A 22,103-nucleotide genomic window follows, 5' to 3' on the forward strand; every position below is an offset into this window, starting at 1 on the left:
CTATCATTCGTTCGTGAAGAAATTCTTTCGTTCAACTTATATAGCTCATAGAAGTTCGTTCCATGGGCTGTTCCAAAATAGAAGATGACACTAATTTTAGCTCCAGCTAAAAGAGGTTTTACTCGTTCGTCAGATCCTTTGTGCTTCGTTTCGTATCAATATGGCGAACGACGGCTTCAATTTCCTCGCGTTTTTCTTCAAGGAAAGGTGGTAATGATAGTTTCTCACCTAACGTTTCATATGGCTCATCTCCCATGAATCCAGGGCCATCAGTTGCAAATTCAAATAAGATACGGGATGTCGCCCGAGCATATAAAGATTCGAAGAAATGTCGGTCTACGTGCCTGAGTTTGGAATTTGGAATTGGTTAAGTCGGTCAATCCAATGGTTCAGTGCATCGCGGTCGTGAACGCGAAATGCTGCATGGTGAACGGTGCCGAACCCTTGCTGAGCGGGAGGCAGTACCGTATTGTGTTCGACGATGACGCTTGCCCCGTTACCACCTTCTCCGACTTCAAACAATGTAAAAGAGCCTTCTTTGCCTTGCTGCTCGAAACCAAGGACTTTTTGCATGTACAAAGAGAACGCTTCGATGTTGGCAACGCGTACAAAGATGGGGCCTAGCCCTATGATTGCATATTCAACAGGGACGGGACCACTTTGCCAAGCAGTTCCAGAAGCAACACCACTGTTATGCTCATCGGAGATGAGTTGGTATTGTTGGTCATCAAAGTCAACGAATGATAGTGTCTTTTTTCCCCATTGTTCTTTAATGCCGGTGTGAGAAACTTGGCGTTCGTTAAATCGTTTTTCCCAGTAAGCGAGAGCATCGTCGCTAGGTACTCGAAAGGATGTTTTGTAGATTTCATCATTTCCGTGTCTGCCTTTAGGGATGCCAGGGAAATCGAAGAAGGTCATATCTGTCCCAGGGCTGCCTGTATCGTCAGCAAAAAAGAGGTGATACGTTTGAATATCGTCTTGATTAACCGTCTTTTTCACGAGTCTCATTCCGAGTGTATACGTAAAAAACTCGTAATTTTTTTCAGCGCTGCTCGTAATTGCCGTCACATGGTGCAATCCTTTGAGTGTATTCACGTTTACTCATCCTTCCAATTTCGATGTTGTTATCAGTTTAATATTAAACTAACAAATTGTCAAATAAAAAAGCCTGAGACCCAGGCTTTTTATCTTGCTCTTGATTTCATGTTCTTGCGAAGAGGAGGAAGAATCTTAGCTCCGTAAATTTTGCGTTCACGTGTCCACGTATCTTCATCTTCCGGATCGTATTGATCTAAGAACATAATGACTTCTTTTGCAATGGCAGTAGGTGTAGACGCTCCAGCTGTAACAGCGACTTTGTTGACACCTTCTAACCATTCGAGTTTAAGTTCACTTACATCAGCAATTCGATAAGCATTCGTAGACGCGATGTCTTTAGATACTTGTGCAAGTCGATTGGAGTTGTTGCTCATCGGATCTCCAACAACAATTAATAGATCGGCATCCTTCGCTTGATCGCCAACGGCCTCTTGCCTCACTTGAGTCGCGTGGCATATCTCATTGTGTACTTCGGCGTGAGGGTACCTTTCTAGCGTACGATCCATAATGTTTTGAACGTCCCATTGGCTCATCGTCGTCTGATTCGTAATGATGATGTTGTCACGTTTTAAATCTAAAGCTTCAACGTCTTCCAGTGTTTCAATGAGGTGTACGTGCTCGGGAGCGACACCAATTGCACCTTCTGGTTCCGGATGCCCGCGCTTCCCGACATACACGATGTCATAGCCTTCACTCTTCTTATCGAGAATGAGGTCATGCGTAACCGTAACATCTGGGCACGTTGCATCAATGGTCATCAAGCCTTTCTCATCCGCAAGTCTGCGAACTTCTGGCGAGACACCATGGGCTGTGAAAATCACAGTTCCATTCTCTACGTTCTTAAGAATTTCTAAACGGTTTGGACCATCTAAAGAGATAATGCCTTCTTCTTCAAATGCATCGGTCACATGTTTATTGTGAACAATCATACCAAGAATATAAATCGGTCTTGGTAAACTGTCATCATTTGCTGCTTGGCGGGCGATGACCATAGCGTCAACAACACCGTAACAGTAACCTCGAGGGGTAATTTTTACAACTTCCATCGCCAAGTCCTCCAATATAATAGGCTACTTTGTATTATACAGGTAGACTGTAGGATTGAAAAGCAAAGCGAGGCGAAACTAGACGTATAGTTTTGGTGGAGGTTCGTTTCCGGTATATGAAGAAGGTGGCACGGGCATCGTTTCTTGTGTTGTTTCCAGGGTTGTAGGAGCGGTTTCCACTACGGGTTCCTCTTCAGCAACCGTTTGCGGGGCGGGAAGTTCGCCCTGTGTGTTTTCATTTTGCCCAGAACCTCGGCGCATCTGATTCACTTGCCGAACAACGCCTGGAATTTGACGCACCATCGGACCGTATTTCCGAATAACCGGAATCCACTTAGCGCCGGTTTGAATCATCGGCATAAATCTTCCGATTGAACCGAGCATTCCTGAACCACCAGATAGCGCGGCTGCACTTCCAATTCCAGGAGCAAGTCCGCCAGATAATGCAGCTCCGGGAGCTGCCATTGCCGAGCTTAACGGAAGGCCAGCCCCGATCGGTAACGCACGCGAAAAAGAAGCAGCAGGTGGACCCATCGGTAAGGGCATAGGAGGGTAGCCATACATATGAACACATCCTTTCGATGAAATAAAGGGAATATAATTAAAGTATGCAGCTAGGCTCTTCAATGGGATGTATTCTTTTCAATGTTTGTTTATGGTAAAATTAAAGAATGTGTCTACCAAGGAAAACTTGAGGTGATTTAGATGTCTAGATTTCAAAAGCTCAACATTGAGCCTTCATTAATACAAGCGTTAGAAGAACAAAGAATTACACGACCAACAGAGATTCAGGAACGGCTAATTCCAGCGATCTTAAACAAAAATGATGTGATCGGACAATCACAAACTGGTACTGGAAAGACGTTAGCATTTGCGTTACCTGTGCTTTCCAATATTGATACCAATCAAAATGAACTGCAAGCGGTTGTCGTTGCACCGACGCGAGAACTTGCAGAACAGATTTATCGGGTGATGCGCACGTTGGCAGAGCGAGTAGGTGAGATTCGTGTGCAACGAGCCATCGGAGGAACCGATAAAGACCGGGCGATTGAACGATTGAAACGAGTGCCACACATCCTTATTTCTACGCCAGGCAGGCTTCACGATCTTGTAAGGCAGGAGCATGCAGTGTCCGTCCACCACGTAAGCACACTGATTATTGATGAAGCCGATCAGATGTTAGATATGGGATTTATTAACGAAATTGACCAAGTGGCAGGGCAAATGCCAGATGACTTACAAATGCTCGTTTTTTCAGCAACGATTCCTGAACAGTTGCGACCTTTCTTAAAGAAGTATATGCAAGCCCCTAAGCATGTGCACGTTAAACCGGACACGCCGTCTCCCAAAGGGTTGACCCACTATTTGATCCCACTAAAAAGTCGGAGTCGGGAAATGCTCACGATTGAAATGGCACAAGCCTTAACCCGTATTTGTGTCTAGTGTTTGTAAATACAAAAAAAGAAGCAGATTCGCTCACTCGTTTGTTCATTGAACATGGAATAGATACAGAGACGCTCCACGGTGATTTAAGCCCAAGAGAGCGTAAGCAAGCGATGAAAAAAATCAACCGTGCAGATGTACCGTTCGTCGTTTGTACTGACCTTGCCGCTCGTGGTATGGATATTGAAGGCGTATCACACGTCGTGAATGTGTCAATCCCTCATGAGCTGGAGTACTTTCAACACCGGGCCGGAAGAACCGCTAGAGCCGACTTAAGTGGAGAAGTGTATACGATTGTAGATAAGGAAGACTATCCGGCTCTCCATAAACTTCAACAACAGCGTTTCTTTTTCCATTACGTTGATCTTAAACACGGGGAATGGAAGGAAATTGAACAACTAGGTAGTGGTTATGCACCAGGTAAAGTGCGAACGAAATCTTCATCAAGTAAAAGTAGTTCACCGACACGTACGCCAAACAAGAAACAAAAAAACATTAAGCCAGGCTATAAGAAAAAAATGAAAGAAGAAGCGAGAAGAAGGAGAGGTTAACATGACGATCAACAAGATCGGTTCTCACGTATCGATGAGTGGTAAGAAAATGTTGCTTGCTTCAAGTGAGGAAGCAGCAGGGTACGGGGCAACGGCAATGATGATTTATACGGGTGCGCCACAGAATACGCGCAGAAAAGCGATTGAAGAGCTAAACATTGAAAACGGACAAGCACACATGAAAGAACATGGCATTGAAGAAGTTGTTGTGCATGCCCCGTATATTATAAACATCGGAAATTCTGTCAAGCCAGAAACGTATGACCTTGGCGTTCGTTTTTTGCGCTCTGAGATTGAACGAACAGAAGCGCTTGGCGGTAAACAAATTGTTCTTCACCCAGGTGCTCATGTAGGAGAAGGTGCTGAAAAGGGGATTCAAAAGATTATTGAAGGGCTAAATGAAGTCATTCACCCTGATCAAAAAGTAAACATTGCTCTTGAAACGATGGCCGGAAAAGGGTCAGAGTGTGGAAGAAGTTTCGAAGAGCTTGCACAGATTATCGAAGGTGTGACCCATAACAATAAATTAACGGTCTGTTTTGATACGTGCCATACCCATGATGCAGGCTATGATATTGTCAATAACTTTGATGGGTCATGGAAGAGTTTGATCGTTTAATCGGACTGGACCGCCTTGCAGTTTTGCATGTGAATGACAGCAAAAATCCGCAAGGCGCCAGAAAAGACCGACACGAGAATATTGGATTTGGTCACATTGGTTTTGATGCATTAAATCGGATTGTTCGTCATGAGGCTGTTAAGGACATACCAAAGATTCTTGAAACGCCTTATGTTGGTGAAGATAAGAAAAACAAAAAACCGCCGTACCAGTATGAGCTTGCCATGTTTAGAGCGGGTAACTTCGAAGAGGATTTGAAAGAAAAGATACTAGCAGGTGTGCCACTATAGTTTATGACTATACTGAGCATATAAATCGTAAAGCAGCATCGCATGAGACTTCGATGTTGCTTTTTCGACTTTATCAATAAACGCATACACAGACGCCTTGTTTTTTAAATTCACTTTCTCGGTTCTCGCCAAGTAAAGAAGTTTATCGGCTTCACCATACGTCAATTGAACCCCTCGAGATGCCGCCATTGATTGGAGCTCTTGAGGTGACATATTCTTCACGTACTGATTAATTAATCCCATCCACATTACGATCACATCCTTTAATACAACGTATGATGGATTAGGCTCGTCATGTGACTACTATTTAATTTCAAATGAATTGGAAATATTATCTATTCAATGAATTTAAGTTTCGGTATAATGAAATTAAAGTTTAGTATGATGAAAATTGCCAACGATTCGGTTGATGTAAGGAGCGTGTGAGCATGAAAGATTTCGCGCAAGTGGAAGATGCTTATGACGAACAACGTGTATTCAAACAACTAAGTAAGGAAATTCGGTTAGTGATCCAGCAGGATGGTACCGTACAGTACAAGAATGAACATGCCAAAGAAGTGTTGGATCGAACCGATCGTTTTTTCGCTACTTTCTTAGGGTATGAATGGCGCAAGGCGATGGACTTTTTCAAGAAGATGTACGAAACGAAGCGTTCTGAAGAGGCTGTCCTCACTCATTTTCTCGCTAGAAAAGAAATCAGGGTATTTTATCGTGGAGCTTTTCGAGAAGATGCTTTCTATTTGATTGGGCAAGTTCAGTCTGCCACAGATGTGAAAAACCGTGAAGCGACAGGCCGCATGATGAAATCTCTTCCTTGTGGGTATGTTCGTGTCAATGAAAAGCTTACAATTGTTGAAATGAATCGTCGATTTGAAAAGTTAGTATTTATGCGAAACACCTTTTTATTGCCGGAATTAAAGCTTTCGTCTCTTCAATTTGAGTCAGATTACGGCAGGACCATTTACGAGTGTGTAATGAATGCCATTTCGACAAAGCAGCTCAGTGTAAAACGCTTTGACGCTGGCAATGAACTTCGAATCGCCGCGTATGCCACATACTTACCGGCAGACGACGAGATTGTCGGGTTTATTTTTGATGAAAGTGCAGAACTAAAATATGAAAACTTGCTTGCTTACCGTCAACAGATGGAATCGGTTTCGCACTTGGCAGCTGGAGTAGCTCACGAATTGAGAAACCCATTGTCTGTTATTCGAGGGTTTCTTCAATTGTCGGAACTAACGGATAGTTTCCACAAATATAGCCATACGATTTTTTCAGAAGTAGACAGAATGAATGTTATTATTGAGAACTTTCTATCCATGTCTAGAAAGAAGTTTGAGCGAAGGTTGCAAAATCCGATGGGGGTCATTCGTTCTGTCGAAGACATCATTCGGTCAGAGTGCTTGCTCCATGACGTTCAATTCTCATCAGAGCTCGTTGATACAGAGCGGAAGATTTTTATGAATGAAACGATGATTAAACAAGTCATATTGAACTTGTTGCGTAATTCAGTTGAAGCGTACAAAGAAGATACGACGAACAAGTTGTTTACGTTAAAAACGGAGATGAAAGACAGCAGATACGTAGTGACGGTTGGAGATAATGGGCAAGGAATCCCGCCTGAGATTCTCAATAAACTCGGAGAGCCGTTCACAACAACGAAAGAGAAAGGGACCGGAATCGGTATTTCTCTTTCCAAAAAATTAATCGAAGATCATGGAGAACGTTCCGTATTGATAGCGAAGTGGGGCAGGTACGATTGTAACCCTTCCCCTCCCTTTTCACGATGATTCTTCAGTAGGCTGATGTTCAACGAACAGCATGCGATACTTCGTCTTTGTAGCTCGCTCGAGTTGCTTTAGAGATAACGTCGTATGCTGTTGTTCAAAGTAATAAGGTTCTCCTTTTTTTACATGGAAAATGAATTGTGGATGCCGGCTTCGACCGGTATTTTTCAATTCTATTTTCTCAATGACATCTCTACCGGTTACATATAATGATGTAGCCATACGTAGTATGGCACCCATGACTTCAAGCTTACGAACCGTTCGCCCGTTTAGGATGCGTTTATACTGGATGGCCCTTTTTCTCAACCGTTTAACAGACGTGAATGAACTGAGCAAAGCCATGGATATGCGCTCTTGGTGGGAAAATCCATCCAATGACCGATTCGTTAACACGTTTAGCGTATGAGCGTGTGCATGTTCTTCGTCAATATATGTGCCGAGCTGTCGAAGTAATGAGCTAAAGTAGAGGAGCTCTTCCATATTTTTTTGGTCTTCTTCTTGTTCATTTGCATAAATACAGTTGTACAATTCACGTGAAAGTGCATAAATGGCCTTACCGTATTCGGTGGAGAGATTAAACTCCCTCATTAACTGAGTGATCGTCTCTTTCTTTACGTTCACGAAGCGACGGGTTTGTCGATCACTAAGCAATGAATCATAAAGAAGCCCATCTCGAAGACCTTTGCGGCTAATGATAAGACGCTTTCCTTTTGTGTAATGCATGAGCTCAGAAATAAACAACCCAGCGGGTACGATTGAACTCGCACGATCTTCAGATAGTCCTGAAACTTCTCCTCGTTTAATACGCGGGATTTTCTTTAAATAGTGGTACGTATCCAGTAGTTGGGTGTCGTTCATTTCATATTGATGTAGACCGGACACAGGGTATTGGTGGCGACGACGTTGAACCGCAGCAATTTGTCTGACGCTCCCGCCTATGCCGATAAGAGGAACGTTAAGGTTTTGTAACCACGGGATGGAAACAAAGGCATCGTGTGCAAGCTTTTTCACACGCTTGATGGATGCAGGATCGTCACTCCAAAGTTTTGCAAGTGTGAGTGCACCAATCGAGAAGCTGTGCGAGTGAACGAGTTCACGGTCTTTAAAGTAAGCAACCTCAGTACTGCTGCCCCCCATATCAAAAATCAGCCCATCTTTTAATTGAATCGAGTTTACTGTAGCTAAATATCCGTAATATGCTTCTTCTTGACCGGTGATGACGTTGATTTCTATAGCTGTCTTTTCATAGATGCTTTCTAATATTTCACTGCGATTTTGTGCTCTTCGGATGGCTGCTGTTGCGACTGCTTTTACGTCACTCACTTCGTGGGCGCGTAAAACGGCATTAAATTGAACAAATACTTGATCGAGAACGCGAATGCCTTCCGGTCGTAATACATCGTGTTCGTCTAAGTATTCGCTTAGTCTGGCAGCGATCTTAAAGTTGTACAGTGAACGGTATCTTCTTTGCTCATCAATGGCATAGATGACAAGGCGAATGGAATTAGACCCTACATCAACGACGGCCATTCGCTTTGTTTCATTCATGAATTACCCTCCGTTCATAACCTGCATTTACAAGAAACGAAAATTACGCTATACTGTTTCATGTAAATCGTAATCATTCTGTTTTGAAACGTATTGTTTGGGGGAAAAGCTCATGTCGAGCATTATTGAAGTCAATAACTTAACTTATCAATATACTGACATCCCAGTGTTAGAAAATCTAAACCTTTCGATTGAACGTGGCTCGTTCCTTGGGCTAGTTGGACCGAACGGTTCCGGAAAATCTACATTAATCAAGTGTATACTGGGGCTCGCAAAACCGCAAGCTGGAACGCTCTCTATGTTCGGAAGTGAAATTAACAGATTTTCCGAATGGGGGAGAATTGGATATGTCTCGCAACGGGCGAATCGCTTTAATGCAGGATTTCCAGCAACTGTTTTTGAAGTCGTCTCCATGGGTTTGTTCGGGCAAGTTGGCTTGTTTCGTTTTATTAAAAAGAAAGACCGAAACAAAGTGTACGACGCCTTGCAAACTGTAGGGATGGAGAATTTCGCTAAACAACCAATCGGTAAACTTTCTGGTGGGCAGCAGCAAAGAGTACTCATTGCCAGGGCGCTTGTGAGTGAACCGGAGTTGCTTATTCTCGATGAACCGACTGTAGGCATTGATGCTGTATCCGCACGGAAATTTTATGATCTACTCGGTCAGTTAAATCGAGAAAAAGGATTAACGCTCTTATTAGTAAGTCATGATGTCGGGACGATGACAAAATATGTGACCGATGTGGCTTGTTTGAACAAAACCATACATTTTCACGGAACAGCCCATGACTTTGAGGCAGACAAAAACTTATCTACTTTATATGGTTATGATGTCCAACAAATTATTCATGAACACGAGGAAATCGCCAAATGATCGAAGTTTTTTTTCAATATGATTTTTTACAAAATGCATTAATTGCAGGGATACTAATTGGGTTTATTGCGCCAATGCTCGGTGTTTTTCTCGTCGTTAAGCGTATGTCACTTGTTGCCGATGCACTTTCACACATCACCCTTACGGGCATTGCCTTTCATTTGATGCTTGCCAATGTGTTTGCGGTATTAAGCGCGTATGATCCGATTTTTATGGGGATGGTTTTCGCTGTTATTGGTGCTTTAATTATTGAACAGTTGCGAAAGGTATACACCCATTTTAAAGAGATGGCGATTCCAATTATTCTTTCAGGCGGTGTTGGCCTCGCGGTGATTTTTATTTCACTTGCAGATGGGTTTAACACTGATTTATACGCTTATCTGTTTGGAAGCGTAGCCGCTGTTGGTCAGGCAGATTTGAACACGATCATCATTATTACGATTATCGTTGTGACGTTGCTCATTCTCTTTTATAAAGAGTGGTTCTTTATCTCTTTTGACGAAGAGCAGGCGTCCATTTCAGGTATTCGGGTCGATGGTTGGAGCTTTTGTTCGCTGTTCTTGTGGCGCTCGTCATTGCGGCAGCGATGCGCATAGTCGGCATTTTACTCGTATCTGCATTAATGACGTTGCCTGTTGCTGCTGCGATGCAGTGGGCGAGAAGCTTCAAACAAATGTTTTTCTACAGTATCGTCTTTGGTCAAATTGCTGTTCTTACGGGTATCTTTCTCGGCTTTCACCTTGATCTAGCACCTGGTGGTGTGATTGTCGTTGCAGCAATTCTTTTGTTAGTGATAAGCTTTCTAAAAAACAAAATCCGGCGTTTTTGATATAATAGTCGTAACGAAGATGCTAAACGATGGAGGTAAATGATGAACGTCTCAACTGCAATTTCCTCATTGAAATCTTCAGGGTACAAGTATACCGACAAGCGTAAAGACATTTTGGAGTTCTTTGATGCTAAAGATGGCTATATTCCAGCAAAACGAGTACTTGGGTATATGCAAGAACGTTATCCTGGACTTAGCTTTGACACTGTTTATCGAAACCTGTCCTTGTTTGCTCAACTAGGCATACTAGAAGCGAGTGAGTGGGAAGGGGAGAAGCGCTTTCGTCTTAGCTGTGAGGGCGAACACCATCACCATATGATCTGCTTAGCGTGTGGAAAGACAAAGCATATTGAAGCGTGTCCATTGGAGCAAATGAAACTCTCGACTGATGACTTCAATGTAACGAGTCACAAGTTTGAGATTTTTGGATATTGCGGGGCATGTGGGTAACGGATTTACGTGGACAAGCTATAATAAAACCGACCTAGCGGGAATTGCTGGTCGGTTTTATTATTTAAATCATACGCGGTTCGACAAAATTACTAAACTTGCATTAACGATGATAACACTTCGGTGCACGACTCAATCTGGTCCACTTCAACATATTCATCGATGGCGTGTGCTTGTTCCAAATTACCAGGTCCAAAAACAATTAAGTCGCGCATACCCGTTTTCAGACCAATCATTGAAACATCTGTATACGCTGGGAAGCCGGCTTCTTTCATTTGTGAGCCGAGCGTCCGTTTGTAAGCCGTTTGTAATCGTCCAATAACATCAGCCTCTTTGTTTGATTCGATCGGAGGGCGCGCATACCCGTAATGCTCAGCTGAATAGCCTGCACCTACAACTTTGCACCCCTCAGATACAGATTGATGGACGAGTTTGTCGGCTTCTTCTGCGCTCATAGGGGGCACGAGGCGAAAATCAAGCTCAAGACGAACAGAGCCAGCAACCATATTCGTTTTATCACCCCCGTGAATTGTGCCAACCGACAATGAAGGTTTACCAAAAATATCATGATGATAAGAAAGGGCCCCGACATTCTTCTTTAGGCGTACAATGCTTTCTGCAGCGGCGTGGGCGGCATCAATACCTAACTGAGCATTTCCGCAATGAGAGCTTTTTCCGAGGATATTTATTTCGTACCATATCGTGCCTTTATGAACGGTAGATAAGTTCAAGCTCGTTGGTTCTGTAGCAATGAGCTCGACATCTTTTGGAATAAGCCCTTCATCAATGAGTGCACAAGCTCCCTTCATAAACGGCCCTTCTTCATCGACGGTCGCAATCACGTATAGATCTCGTCTGTTCGTTTGAGTGGTGCACTGTTTCAAAGCGGTCATTGCAGCGGCGAGTCCACTCTTCATGTCACATGCTCCGCGCCCGTACAACTTCCCGTTAGCAATCTCACCAGCGAAAGGATCAAACGTCCATTTTCCTTCAACCGGTACGGTATCCATATGAGCTAAGATCACGAGAGGCCGTAACGATGGGTCCGATCCGGTACGCTTTGCAATGACATTTGTTCGTCCTTCCTCGACGTGTTGGACAGAAACGTCAACATCTTCGATTTCACGTAGCCAACGTTCGACGTACGTTGCACAGTCTTTTTCAGAGCCGGCAGGGTTTTCAGACGGAATTTGTACGAGTTTTTGTGTTAACAAAATTGCTTCATGGGTCATTGTTCGTGCCTCCTTAAGCATTATGTGCTTTTTGAATGAGATGATGACGGAGTGTTGCTTTGTTCTTCGTCTTTAAAGTCAGACAATGCGTTTTTAAAGCGTTCCACCGCTTCGATTGGACGAGGTTCGGTTAGAAGACTCACACCAATGAATAACACCGTATTTGCCAAAAGACCATACATTGCGGCGCTAAACCCAAAAGGTAACAGCATAGGCGTGAATTGAAGTAGCACAGTAATAAAGATACCGCCAACTAAACCAGCGATTGCGCCTTTCGCATTGGAACGTTGCCAGAATAGGGCACCGATTGTTGGGACGATTAATTGCGCCGTACCTCCAAAAGCAACGAGTCCAACAGTTACAAGCAAGCCAGGTGCGGTTAAAGCAAGGGCGTAAGCGACGGCTGAGAATAGAACTAAAAAGTAACGACCGACTTGGATTAACTGCTTCTGAGATGCGTTCGGATTTTTGTAACGCTGATAAAAATCCTTCGTCATAACTGTAGATACTGCGTGAATTTGACTGTTCGCTGTACTCATCGCAGCTGAAGCCCCGGCAGCTAAAACAAGGGCTGCAATAATAAAGGGTGCATACTCCATCAGCATAAGAGGTAAGATTTGATCAGCATTTTCTACTCCAGGCATTTCAAGTACAGCCGTCCAGCTGACGAGAAGGGAACCTACGTAACAAAATGCAATGATTGATAAAAGGAATGGCATGAGATTGAATATTCTTCCATCTTTCACCGAATACATTCGCAACCAAAGTTGCGGGCCCATAAGCGCACCGATTGCTGTAATAAAGCACAAGCTTACCCACATTCCATACCCAGCATCGCCGTCTGGTCCAGGAAGAACCATATGATCAGGATGAAACTGTTGCATTTGTTCAAACATGGCGATCGGTCCACCGACAATTTGGGACAGATAAACGCCAGCATACAACAAACCAAATAACAAAATCCCGCCGTAAATAATATCGGTCCAAGCGATGGCTCGAATGCCGCCCACCCATACGTAGATAAGAATAACAACATAAAACATTAAAGCAGCCATCCAGAAGGGGATGAGTCCACCTGAAGCAACTTCTATCAAGTAGGCGCCACCTGTTAATTGAATTTGTAAGTAAGGAATCGTAAATATGACGACGATCGCGCCGACGATTAAACGAACCTTTTCACTCTGAAAGAAATCGCCAAGCAAATCTGAAGGAGTCACATAGTCAAACCGTTTTCCTAAGTACCAGATTCGTTTACCGACGACAAAATAAAGAACGCCAAACAAGATGTTCCAAGCAACAGCTGTTAAATATACAGGTCCTTCGGTATAAAAAGAAGCGTTCGAACCAAGAAATGCGAAAGCACTCCACCAAAGTCGCAGACACGGTGAAGAATGTCGCAACTGACCCCATCCCTCTACCTTGAATAAAATAATCGTTGCTAGATGATTGTGCTCGTGTTGCGGCAAGCACACCAACAATTAAAGGAATGACCATGAATAGAACAATAATAACAACACCAGCAATCATACGTTCACCTCATTATTATTCGTTAGATGCCGTTCGTTTGTATCCCCAATTTAATTTATAAGCAATAAATAAAAAGAGTGTTAAAAATGCCCACCAAGCAAATACCCAAAAGACGAGAAACGGGATTCCAAAAATCATCGGTTCTACTCGATTTGCTAACAGAAGTAGCGGACTTTGTAGCATGGCAAGTCCAATAATTACAACAAAAAATAACCAAAACCGTTGCCGAGGCATTTTCATAAAAGCGCCGTCCTTTCCTTTCAAAATGGATGATTGACTATAACTGTAGCAAATATTCAGTAATTATTATTTGGACAACATGTTGCATCTTTTATTTGAAGCACATACAAAGTGTACATCGGTACGTGAATCATGTAAGGAAAATTCACATGAAAAGGAGGGTGGTTAGGAGCAATTTTTCCATCATTTAACGGGATAGCTTTAGTGTGAGTGCACATAATAGAAATGCCCGCTCACGCCGGGTAAGGAGGGAATGTAGGTGGCAGATGATGAAAAACACAGTCGACGTCTTGAAGAAAGACGTGAAATGACTGATCCACTCATCGATAACTACAACCAAGGATATATGGAAGAAACCTCCGCGGAAGTCAGCTCGCCTAATCTCGATTACCGTATGGACCAGAGCGGTCCAGGTGATTATGAAGCTGATTACGACACAGTGGATGAGGAAAAGAGTGATAGCTCTTTAGGAGCAGGTCTTGGTACAGCAGCGATTATTATGTCGATTGTATCGCTCTTTTTTCTTCCTGTCATTCTGGGTGCAGCTGGGGTTGTAACAGGCTTCTTTGCACGCCAAAAAGGCGCTGTCGGACTCGGCTGGTCGGCAATTGGGATTGGTGCACTCTCAATTCTAATGACTTTCTTATTCGCACCGATGATGTAAAACAAAACCCTCCGAAATGGGAGGGTTTTGTTTTTACGATTATTACGTTGTGGATGCCGCTTCTAGTTTTTGTTTTTCGTAATGCTCTTCGGCGAGTTTGTCGACTTCCTTTTTCAGTTCATCAACCATAATCTCTTCAGGAACTTTGCGGATGATTTCTCCGTGTCTAAAGAGTAATCCTTCGCCTTTCGCACCCGCAATGCCGATATCTGCTTCACGTGCTTCTCCTGGGCCATTAACGGCACAACCGAGGACGGCAACTTTAATCGGCGCTTTAATGGTGGAGATATAATCTTCAACTTCATTGGCGATACTAATAAGGTCAATCTCAATTCTTCCACAAGTCGGGCAAGAAATGAGTGTCGCCGCGTTTGATGCTAAACCAAATGATTTGAGGAGCTCTCGAGCGACTTTCACTTCTTCAACTGGGTCTGCACTTAATGAAATGCGGACGGTATTGCCGATGCCCATGTTTAAGATGGTTCCAAGGCCTGCTGCACTTTTAATTGTGCCGGCAAAAAGTGTGCCTGATTCAGTAATGCCGAGGTGCAACGGATAGTCAAATGCTTGCGCTGCTTTCTCGTATGCTTCGATCGCTAGGTCAACATTGGATGCTTTCATTGACACGATGATGTCATGAAAATCGAGCTCTTCGAGAATTGAAATGTGGTGAAGGGCACTTTCGACCATCGCATCTGCTGTTGGGTATCCGTACTTTTCTAATAGATGACGTTCCAATGATCCTGCATTTACACCGATACGAATAGGAATGTTCTTTTCTTTAGCTGCTTTGACAACAAGTTCAACTTTATCCCGTTTCCCGATGTTCCCTGGGTTAATCCGAATCTTATCTGCACCGGCTTCAATGGCTTTTAGTGCAAGACGATAATCAAAGTGAATATCAACAACGAGTGGAATGTTTATTCTGGATTTAATTTCTGCTAATGCATCGGCAGCTCTTTGGTCCGGACAAGCGACGCGAACGACTTGGCAGCCCGCTTCTTCTAGACGGTGAATTTCTGCAACCGTTGCCTCCACATCGTGCGTTTTCGTTGTGGTCATGCTTTGAATAACGACTTCATCATTACCACCGATCACAAGGTTGCCTACTTTAACTTTTCTTGTGTTCGTTCGATGGGTTAGTTTACTCATAATCTATTCGCCCCTTTAGACGCATTTCTTGACGGGTGCAGAGTGCATCCATCATCATACTCACAAAAAGGAAGCTCATACGCTAGAAGCAAATGAACTTCTCACTTATTCCATTGTAGCAATGGGGAGTTCACATTGGCAAGGAAAGTCGACCAGTCTTAACAATACGTACATATTAGTTTTCATAGATTGGAAATGTGTACACATCCCCAGCCCGAATTTCATCAGAGAGGATGCCGTCGTTTAAGTGCTCAAAATCAGATTTCACATGGTCAACGGGTGCATCGTAGCCATCTTCGTGTAACTGTTCAATGATAGTAAGTAACGATTGACCAGGTTCTACTTCTATAGCGACGGTATCATCGTAAAAGACATTTTCATCAAGGTCTTCGTCTTCCTCGTCATCGACTTCCTCTTCAACGGTTGTTTCTTCAGAACCGATGACCGGTAAACTTCCCCTTGAGAGATCATAGTACACAGCAACAATAATCGCTAAGATCGCAAGGATCCACGCCCACTTTTTCATTCCATTGTAACCTCCCAATTCTAAAAACGACTGTTATTACATAAGTTTATGCATGTCCTGTGAAAAAATGCTGGGAAATTAACAAAAAGCGTAGATTTTCTTTAATTTTCACAACGTTTGTGGTAACAATCAAGATAAAGTTTTTCAGGAGAGAGAAGGGGGAGTTTTCTTCATGAGAAAAACAATCGATTTGGATTAGCGGTGATGCTCGTTGGTGCGGGTCTATTTGCACCGCTAACAGCGAATGCAGATGCAGGTCCCGGAGACGTCATCGTCACGCTAGGGGAAGATTTGAGTCCCGCACAGAGAGAGAGTCTTCTTTCAGAGATGGGCACCGATGAAAGTGCGAATATTATAGAAGTGTCTAACGCCGAAGAGCATGAATATCTAGGCGACTATATTCCAGCGGGACAAATTGGAAGCAACGCCTTGTCATCAGCAAAGATTACGATTGGTGAACCGGGCTCTGGTGTTGATGTTGAAACAAATAATATTAATTGGGTGGCTGAAGGGATGTATGCGAATGCCCTCGTCACTGCAGGTGTGGAAGACGCTGATATTTATGTGACTGCGCCTTCACCTATTTCAGGAACGGGTGCGTTGACGGGTATACTAAAAGCGTATGATGCAGAAGCAGAAGGTCTATCCGAAGAAAGAATGCAAGTAGCGAATCAAGAAATGGTCGAAACCGGCAATCTCGGGGACCGAATTGGCATTGAGGAAGCAACCGAGCTTGTAACACAAATAAAAGAAACGATTGCGGAAGAGAATGTTGAGAATGAAGACGATTTACGTGCACTCATTCAGAGAATCGCATCAGATTTAGGGATTGAGCTAACGGAGGAAGAGCTTGACGGTCTCGTGTCTTTATTTTTAAGAATGCAAGACTTAGATATTGATTGGAATCAACTTGGGGATCAAGTCAACCAAATTCGTGACAATATTGGCGATTGGCTAGAACAAGAAGAAACACAGAACTTTTTACAATCGGTTATGGATTTCTTTAGTGAACTTATCGATACCGTTGCTGGATGGTTCGGTGGAGGAGAATCAGAGTCGGGATCATAATGGTTCGTGCAACACGAATAGGCGGGGCGTGCCGTAGCTTTTAAACGGTGGGCTTCGCTATTTATGTCTAATGAATGTTCAAGATACCTCATCTTCGTTTAAACGTTCATTCTTTATGGAAATCTGTTATACTAGGGGCAGATGTGAAACCGCTCAAGCCATCTGTACGTAGTAGAAGTAGACGCTTTACGAACAGGAGGGATGTACAGCTATGGCCTGGTTAGATATTAGTATGATTGGCTTCATTGTGGTGCTTCTTGCAACCATGTTGTTAATCGGCGAGTTGTTGGTCAAATCACGAGGAATCTTTGGAATTGTCGGGGTTGTGCTTATTACGTTGTACTTTACCCACCACTTAGATAGTGTTACGAACATTTGGGTCGTTGTAACGTATGCCTTAGGTTTAACACTAATTCTAATTGATGGAAAAGTATTTGGTGATGGCCTTGTATCTGCACTCGGTGTCATTCTCATGATTGTTGGTCTTGCCATTCCAGCACCTGACCTCGTGTACGCCATTCTTGTCGGAATTGCTGTACTCGCTGGTGGAGCCGCTTCATTTTTGTTTATGAAAGTATTTCCTAGAAGAGATCTATGGACAAAAATGACGCTTAAAGATACGCTTTCCAGTGAAGAAGGATACAACTCGATGAACGATAGCTATCGTGACTTGGTTGGTGAACATGGCGATGCACTCACTGATTTTAGACCAACTGGAACAATTGAAATTGACGGGAAACCATACTCTGCAACAACAGGTGCAGGCTGGATTAAGGCTGGTACACATGTGCGTGTGAAGTCGGTCGACGGCACACGAATTCTTGTTGAAGAAGTAAAAGAAACGAAAAAGGCGAATGATGAATAATCCATTCGCCTTTTTCGTTTGCGTACAACTGGATAGGAACCGAGTGACTGGAGAACCTAACGTTTGCAATGAAAAAATTATCTCAAAAAATCTTTACATAATCTTTACAAACATTTGATGTTCCTTTAATAATTAACAAGTATGATCTTGTATGGGAACGAAAACAGCAATTGAAGGGATGAGGGGTTTGGAAGTCAGAGATCTCCTGTTTCTATTTCTCGGAGGTATAGGAATTTTCTTGTTTGGTATGAAGTTTATGAGCGATGGTCTTACAAAGATCGCAGGGGATCGGTTGCGAGACTTGCTTGATCGCTTTACTTCAAATCCATTTAAAGGAGTACTTGTCGGTATTGTCGTAACTGTGTTGCTTCAATCAAGTACAGCAACCATCGTCCTGACCGTCGGACTTGTTAATGCAGGTTTTATGACGTTAACACAAGCGATCGGTGTAATTATGGGAGCGAATGTAGGAACGACGACAACCGCTTTTATTATCGGTATTAATATTACAGATTACGCATTGCCTATTATGTTCTTAGGAACATTTTTTATCTTCTTCTTTAAGAGCAAAAAACTCAATAACATCGGACAAGTTGTTTTTGGTTTTGGTGCTCTTTTCCTCGGTTTGGAGTTAATGGGGGATGGCGTTGAGCCGTTGAAAGATAATGCGTTTTTTGCTGAACTTACGCTAAGCATGAGTGATAACCCAATTCTAGGGGTTATTGTCGGAACGGTGTTTACAGCCATTATTCAAAGTTCAACAGCAGCGATCGGTTTGTTGCAAAGCTTTTATGATTCAGGGGCAATGAGTTTAGATGCAGCATTGCCAGTATTATTCGGTGATAACATTGGAACGACGATTACAGCAGTTATTGCATCGATTGGAGCTAGTGTGGCAGCGAAGCGAACAGCACTCAGCCATGTGATCTTTAACTTAATTGGTGCGACCGTTGTACTCATATTGCTACAACCATTTACGGCATTGATTGTATGGTTTGAAGCGACGTTGGATTTATCTGCGCCTATGACGATTGCCTTTGCCCACGGAACGTATAACGTGGCAAACTTGCTTATGCAAGTCGCTTTTATTGGGTTACTAGCCACCGTTGTGACCAAGCTCATTCCAGGCAAGAGTGAAGAGATTGAGTACAAAGCAAAGCATCTTGACCCGACCTTTATCCAACGAGCGCCATCGATTGCGCTTGGTCAAGCAAGGGAAGAGACGTTGAGAATGGCGAACTTTGCTGAATCAGGCTTGGATGAAGTGTTCGAGTATTTGCATACGAACAATCGCAAAAACGCGGAACGAACGATACGTTACGAAGAAGCGATTAACAATCTAGACAAGACGATCACAGAGTACCTCATGCAGATTTCCAATCGTTCATTATCTACGGAAGACTCCTTTACGCATACAATGCTTCTGGATACGGTTCGAGATATTGAGCGTATCGGTGACCATATGGAAAACATTATGGAATTGGTTGATTATCAGATTAAAAATAAAGTATCATTATCTGACGAAGCGAAACACGACCTTGATGAAATGTTTGATTTAACGAGACGAACGTTGCAAGATGCGATTTATGCTATGGAACATCATGATATTGATGCTGCGAAAGCGACCGAAAAGCAAGAAGACGAAATTGATAAGATGGAGCGTAAGATGAGAAAGAAACACATTTTACGTATGAACGAAGGCCGTTGTTCAGGATCAGCAGGAATTGTGTTTGTCGATATTGTGAGTAACTTAGAACGAATCGGCGACCATTCCGTGAATATCGCAGAAGCCGTTTTAAACGAAAAATAATCTTAGAGGAGTGAGTGGCATGGATATTTTATGGATTGCGCTTGCGGTCATTATGTTTGCATTGGCGATAATAGGAGTCGTCTACCCAATTATCCCAAGCGCCCCAGCGTATATCTTGTCGCTCATTTTTCTTGCTCTTTACACAGGATTTGACACGTTTAACACCTTTTATTGGGTTGCCCAAGGCATTCTCATCGTGTTCATGTTCGTTATTGATTTTTTGACGAGTTATTTCGGGGTGACAAAGATTGGTGGGTCAAAAGCAGCGGTTTGGGGGAGCATGATCGGGTTAATCGTTGGTCCGTTCATTATTCCTCTCCCTCTTTTTAACTTATTGATTGGCGCTTTTGTTGGAGCGGTACTCGGTGAACTTATTGCTGGAGGCTCTAGTTTAAAGAAACTTTCAAAAGTCGGCCTCGGCTCTCTTCTCGGATTCATCGCGGGTGTGCTCGGGAAGTTTGTCCTTATTTTTATCGGTGTTGCACTCGTCGCCGTTGGCTGGATTTGGTAGTTTTCCTATGAAAACTATTGCAGACATTTAGTTTCTATGATATATTATCAAATGTCCTTAACAATGGCGGTGTAGCTCAGCTGGCTAGAGCGTACGGTTCATACCCGTGAGGTCGGGGGTTCGATCCCCTCCGCCGCTACCAATTACATAATAGTTCTTATGGCGGCTGTGGCGAAGTGGTTAACGCACCGGATTGTGGTTCCGGCACTCGTGAGTTCGATTCTCATCAGCCGCCCCATTGACTGAGGACTTAGCTCAGTTGGTTAGAGCAGACGGCTCATAACCGTCCGGTCGTAGGTTCGAGTCCTACAGGGTCCACCATTCATTCAATGAATCACCTCGCTAAAATGCGAGGTTTTTTTCATTTCAAATGTTTACTGTTGTGAAAAGCAGGGTACGGATTAGTATAGGCAAAGCCTATTCCCTTGCTAAATAAAGTCTGCTTTGCTACTGTAAAAATGAAGCAAGTTGGCAGCATGGATGTCAGCGGCTTTTAACAAAACGAGAAATCAACCTAGGAGGCGTTTTATTATGACAAACTATCAACTTCCTGATCTTCCGTATGCGGCGAATGCATTGGAGCCACACATCGATGAGACGACGATGAACATTCACCACGGGAAGCATCACAATACGTATGTGACGAAGCTTAACGATGCTCTTAAAGGCCACGAGCAACTTGCGAGCCAAACGGTTGAAGATCTTGTAACGAACTTAGAAAAAGTTCCAGAAGATATTCGTACAGCTGTCCGTAATAACGGTGGCGGTCATGCGAACCACACGCTTTTCTGGACAATTTTAAGCCCAGAAGGTGGCGGAAAGCCAGCGGGTGAACTTCTATCTGCTATTGAAAACAAATGGGGAACGTTTGATGCATTCCAAGAAGAATTTACGAATACTGCGCTAGGTCGCTTCGGTGCAGGCTGGGCTTGGCTCGTTGTAAATAACGGAAACCTAGAGATCCAAAACACGCTTAACCAAGACTCTCCACTTACAGAAGGAAAGATTCCTGTTCTTGGTATTGACGTTTGGGAGCATGCGTATTACTTGAAATACCAAAACCGCCGCCCAGATTATGTTGCGGCATTCTGGAACGTCGTTAATTGGCCAGAAGTTGCGCGTCGTTATAAAGAAGCATTATAAGCAAGTGACTTATACTAAAAAGGGGCTGTCCCAAAAGGTCTTAGAATAGACCTTGGGCACAGCCCCTTTTTCTATGAACAACGTTCATAACTTAGATCAGTTACAGCTTTGCGAAAATCGAAAACCACTGTGTTTTTCGATTCGCTGCAGGAGGATGCTAGTACTCCAGATGATAAGGCGACAGCGGTGGCGAAACATCTGCCACCGTGTTTTCTTGACAATCCAGACTATAAGTGCAACATCGGTGGTCAAAGTACGCCCACCGTGTTTTCTTGACAGTCCAGACTATAAGTGCAACATCGGTGGTCAAAAATCGCCCACCGTGTTTTCTTGACCGCGGAGAGCTGGTTGAGTCTCCTCGGTCTAACGACGAGGGCGATGAGAATTTGGAATTTGAATAACTGAGAGAGGTCGGGCCGGCTGGCTGGTGTAAAAAGTGCTACGCTCTTTTAGTGCTTTGGCACTTTTATGTTGGAAGCCCGGGAGTGGCTTCTGGCTATGGTAGGGTTTCCCCCATTTAGGAAGCCGGTTTAGCTTAAATCTTACAATTGTTTGTTCTATGGTGAGATTTTTAGTTTCAATGGTAGGATTTGAAACAACCGGGTGCAGAAAAGAAGAGAAACCTTACCTTAGGAGCTTCTATGGTAAAACCTATTCTGAGTTGCACGGTTTTGAGGGTAGAAAACGGAACGACTGGTTCCAAAGTTCGCCGATTGGAATCAGATTCACTCATACATGATCGTTTTGCCTCTTTCTGATTCCAATAGATAGGCATTTACTTCCAAACTTCCACTAATGGAATCAGAATCAGCACTTTAAAGAAAATGAAC

General features: G+C 43.4%; 20 protein-coding genes, 3 tRNA genes and 3 pseudogenes. 16 read left to right on the plus strand and 10 right to left on the minus strand.

Going from position 1 to position 22,103, the window contains the following annotated elements:
- Positions 1–118: 118 nt before the first annotated feature.
- The 3 genes and pseudogenes from JCM19039_RS05335 to vrrA all read right to left on the minus strand — a co-directional run bounded on the left by JCM19039_RS05335 (position 119) and on the right by vrrA (position 2,708).
- Positions 119–1,095, minus strand: a pseudogene (locus tag JCM19039_RS05335) (ring-cleaving dioxygenase).
- Positions 1,096–1,184: 89 nt separating this feature from the next.
- A complete protein-coding gene (locus tag JCM19039_RS05340; RefSeq protein ID WP_042424652.1) occupies positions 1,185–2,144 on the minus strand; it encodes a 4-hydroxy-3-methylbut-2-enyl diphosphate reductase in 960 nt (319 codons plus the stop codon).
- A 78-nt stretch (positions 2,145–2,222) separates the two neighbouring features.
- Positions 2,223–2,708 (minus strand): VrrA/YqfQ family protein, encoded by a 486-nt coding sequence (vrrA, locus tag JCM19039_RS05345; RefSeq protein WP_042424654.1) that lies wholly within the window; start codon positions 2,706–2,708, stop codon positions 2,223–2,225.
- Between the two features lie 141 nt (positions 2,709–2,849).
- Between vrrA and JCM19039_RS25170 the strand changes: the two genes are divergently transcribed.
- The 3 genes and pseudogenes from JCM19039_RS25170 to JCM19039_RS05355 all read left to right on the plus strand — a co-directional run bounded on the left by JCM19039_RS25170 (position 2,850) and on the right by JCM19039_RS05355 (position 5,047).
- Positions 2,850–3,587, plus strand: a complete 738-nt coding sequence (locus tag JCM19039_RS25170; RefSeq protein ID WP_238544928.1) for a DEAD/DEAH box helicase — start codon at positions 2,850–2,852, stop codon at positions 3,585–3,587.
- The gene (locus tag JCM19039_RS25175) at positions 3,587–4,138 is read left to right on the plus strand and encodes a C-terminal helicase domain-containing protein (RefSeq protein ID WP_238544929.1); all 552 of its coding nucleotides are present in this window, start codon (positions 3,587–3,589) and stop codon (positions 4,136–4,138) included. Before JCM19039_RS25170 ends, JCM19039_RS25175 begins: the two co-directional genes overlap by 1 nt.
- A gap of 7 nt (positions 4,139–4,145) precedes the next feature.
- Positions 4,146–5,047 (plus strand): annotated as a pseudogene (locus JCM19039_RS05355) (deoxyribonuclease IV).
- Here the strand turns inward: JCM19039_RS05355 and JCM19039_RS05360 are convergent.
- Complete coding sequence (locus JCM19039_RS05360) at positions 5,042–5,296, minus strand: DUF2624 family protein (protein ID WP_042424656.1); 255 nt, start codon at positions 5,294–5,296, stop codon at positions 5,042–5,044. The pseudogene JCM19039_RS05355 and the gene JCM19039_RS05360 sit on opposite strands and share 6 nt — an antisense overlap.
- A gap of 179 nt (positions 5,297–5,475) precedes the next feature.
- Here JCM19039_RS05360 and JCM19039_RS21620 point away from each other — a divergent pair, with 179 nt between their 5' ends.
- The gene (locus JCM19039_RS21620) at positions 5,476–6,837 is read left to right on the plus strand and encodes a nitrogen regulation protein NR(II) (protein WP_052398533.1); all 1,362 of its coding nucleotides are present in this window, start codon (positions 5,476–5,478) and stop codon (positions 6,835–6,837) included.
- Here JCM19039_RS21620 and JCM19039_RS05370 read toward each other — a convergent pair.
- Positions 6,829–8,382: a Ppx/GppA family phosphatase gene (locus tag JCM19039_RS05370; RefSeq protein WP_042424659.1), complete on the minus strand. Its 1,554-nt coding sequence runs from the start codon at positions 8,380–8,382 to the stop codon at positions 6,829–6,831. The genes JCM19039_RS21620 and JCM19039_RS05370 overlap by 9 nt on opposite strands.
- 112 nt (positions 8,383–8,494) lie before the next feature.
- On the opposite strand from JCM19039_RS05370, the gene JCM19039_RS05375 reads away from it, so the two are divergent.
- The 3 genes and pseudogenes from JCM19039_RS05375 to JCM19039_RS05385 all read left to right on the plus strand — a co-directional run bounded on the left by JCM19039_RS05375 (position 8,495) and on the right by JCM19039_RS05385 (position 10,535).
- The gene (locus JCM19039_RS05375; protein ID WP_042401130.1) at positions 8,495–9,256 is read left to right on the plus strand and encodes a metal ABC transporter ATP-binding protein; all 762 of its coding nucleotides are present in this window, start codon (positions 8,495–8,497) and stop codon (positions 9,254–9,256) included.
- Positions 9,253–10,085 (plus strand): annotated as a pseudogene (locus tag JCM19039_RS05380) (metal ABC transporter permease). Before JCM19039_RS05375 ends, JCM19039_RS05380 begins: the two are co-directional and overlap by 4 nt.
- 42 nt (positions 10,086–10,127) lie before the next feature.
- A complete protein-coding gene (locus JCM19039_RS05385; RefSeq protein WP_042401136.1) occupies positions 10,128–10,535 on the plus strand; it encodes a Fur family transcriptional regulator in 408 nt (135 codons plus the stop codon).
- Between the two features lie 92 nt (positions 10,536–10,627).
- Here the strand turns inward: JCM19039_RS05385 and JCM19039_RS05390 are convergent, their stop codons facing one another.
- The 3 genes from JCM19039_RS05390 to JCM19039_RS05400 form a co-directional block, all read right to left on the minus strand.
- Entirely contained in the window at positions 10,628–11,767 is a 1,140-nt protein-coding gene (locus JCM19039_RS05390) for a M20 family metallopeptidase (RefSeq protein ID WP_042424662.1), read from the minus strand.
- A gap of 20 nt (positions 11,768–11,787) precedes the next feature.
- A complete protein-coding gene (locus JCM19039_RS05395) occupies positions 11,788–13,167 on the minus strand; it encodes a sodium:solute symporter family protein (protein ID WP_238544930.1) in 1,380 nt (459 codons plus the stop codon).
- A gap of 142 nt (positions 13,168–13,309) precedes the next feature.
- Positions 13,310–13,534 (minus strand): hypothetical protein, encoded by a 225-nt coding sequence (locus tag JCM19039_RS05400; protein ID WP_042424665.1) that lies wholly within the window; start codon positions 13,532–13,534, stop codon positions 13,310–13,312.
- Positions 13,535–13,793: 259 nt separating this feature from the next.
- Between JCM19039_RS05400 and JCM19039_RS05405 the strand changes: the two genes are divergently transcribed.
- Positions 13,794–14,198, plus strand: coding sequence for a hypothetical protein (locus JCM19039_RS05405; protein WP_052398534.1), 405 nt, complete (start codon positions 13,794–13,796; stop codon positions 14,196–14,198).
- A 42-nt stretch (positions 14,199–14,240) separates the two neighbouring features.
- On the opposite strand, the gene ispG is transcribed toward JCM19039_RS05405, so the two are convergent.
- A complete protein-coding gene (ispG, locus tag JCM19039_RS05410) occupies positions 14,241–15,350 on the minus strand; it encodes a flavodoxin-dependent (E)-4-hydroxy-3-methylbut-2-enyl-diphosphate synthase (protein WP_042424667.1) in 1,110 nt (369 codons plus the stop codon).
- Positions 15,351–15,525: 175 nt separating this feature from the next.
- Positions 15,526–15,876: a hypothetical protein gene (locus tag JCM19039_RS05415; RefSeq protein WP_042424669.1), complete on the minus strand. Its 351-nt coding sequence runs from the start codon at positions 15,874–15,876 to the stop codon at positions 15,526–15,528.
- Between the two features lie 204 nt (positions 15,877–16,080).
- On the opposite strand from JCM19039_RS05415, the gene JCM19039_RS05420 reads away from it, so the two are divergent.
- The 8 genes from JCM19039_RS05420 (at position 16,081) to JCM19039_RS05455 (ending at position 21,273) form a co-directional block, all read left to right on the plus strand.
- Positions 16,081–16,944 carry a DUF1002 domain-containing protein gene (locus tag JCM19039_RS05420; protein ID WP_042424672.1) on the plus strand — a complete coding sequence of 288 codons (864 nt, stop codon included), beginning with the start codon at positions 16,081–16,083 and terminating at the stop codon, positions 16,942–16,944.
- Positions 16,945–17,155: 211 nt separating this feature from the next.
- Positions 17,156–17,809: an NfeD family protein gene (locus JCM19039_RS05425; protein ID WP_042424675.1), complete on the plus strand. Its 654-nt coding sequence runs from the start codon at positions 17,156–17,158 to the stop codon at positions 17,807–17,809.
- A 151-nt stretch (positions 17,810–17,960) separates the two neighbouring features.
- The gene (locus JCM19039_RS05430; RefSeq protein WP_238544931.1) at positions 17,961–19,619 is read left to right on the plus strand and encodes a Na/Pi cotransporter family protein; all 1,659 of its coding nucleotides are present in this window, start codon (positions 17,961–17,963) and stop codon (positions 19,617–19,619) included.
- 19 nt (positions 19,620–19,638) lie between these two features.
- The gene (locus tag JCM19039_RS05435) at positions 19,639–20,130 is read left to right on the plus strand and encodes a DUF456 domain-containing protein (protein WP_042424678.1); all 492 of its coding nucleotides are present in this window, start codon (positions 19,639–19,641) and stop codon (positions 20,128–20,130) included.
- A 65-nt stretch (positions 20,131–20,195) separates the two neighbouring features.
- Positions 20,196–20,272 (plus strand) — tRNA-Met (locus JCM19039_RS05440).
- Between the two features lie 20 nt (positions 20,273–20,292).
- Positions 20,293–20,368: transfer RNA gene (locus JCM19039_RS05445), tRNA-His, on the plus strand.
- Between the two features lie 8 nt (positions 20,369–20,376).
- Positions 20,377–20,451 (plus strand) — tRNA-Ile (locus tag JCM19039_RS05450).
- A gap of 210 nt (positions 20,452–20,661) precedes the next feature.
- On the plus strand, positions 20,662–21,273 hold the full coding sequence (locus JCM19039_RS05455) for a superoxide dismutase (RefSeq protein WP_042401152.1): 612 nt from the start codon (positions 20,662–20,664) through the stop codon (positions 21,271–21,273).
- The last annotated feature ends 830 nt before the right edge of the window (positions 21,274–22,103 follow it).

It is taken from the genome of Geomicrobium sp. JCM 19039, from assembly GCF_000698145.1.
In the GTDB taxonomy this organism is placed as follows: Bacteria; Bacillota; Bacilli; order Bacillales; family Marinococcaceae; genus Geomicrobium_A.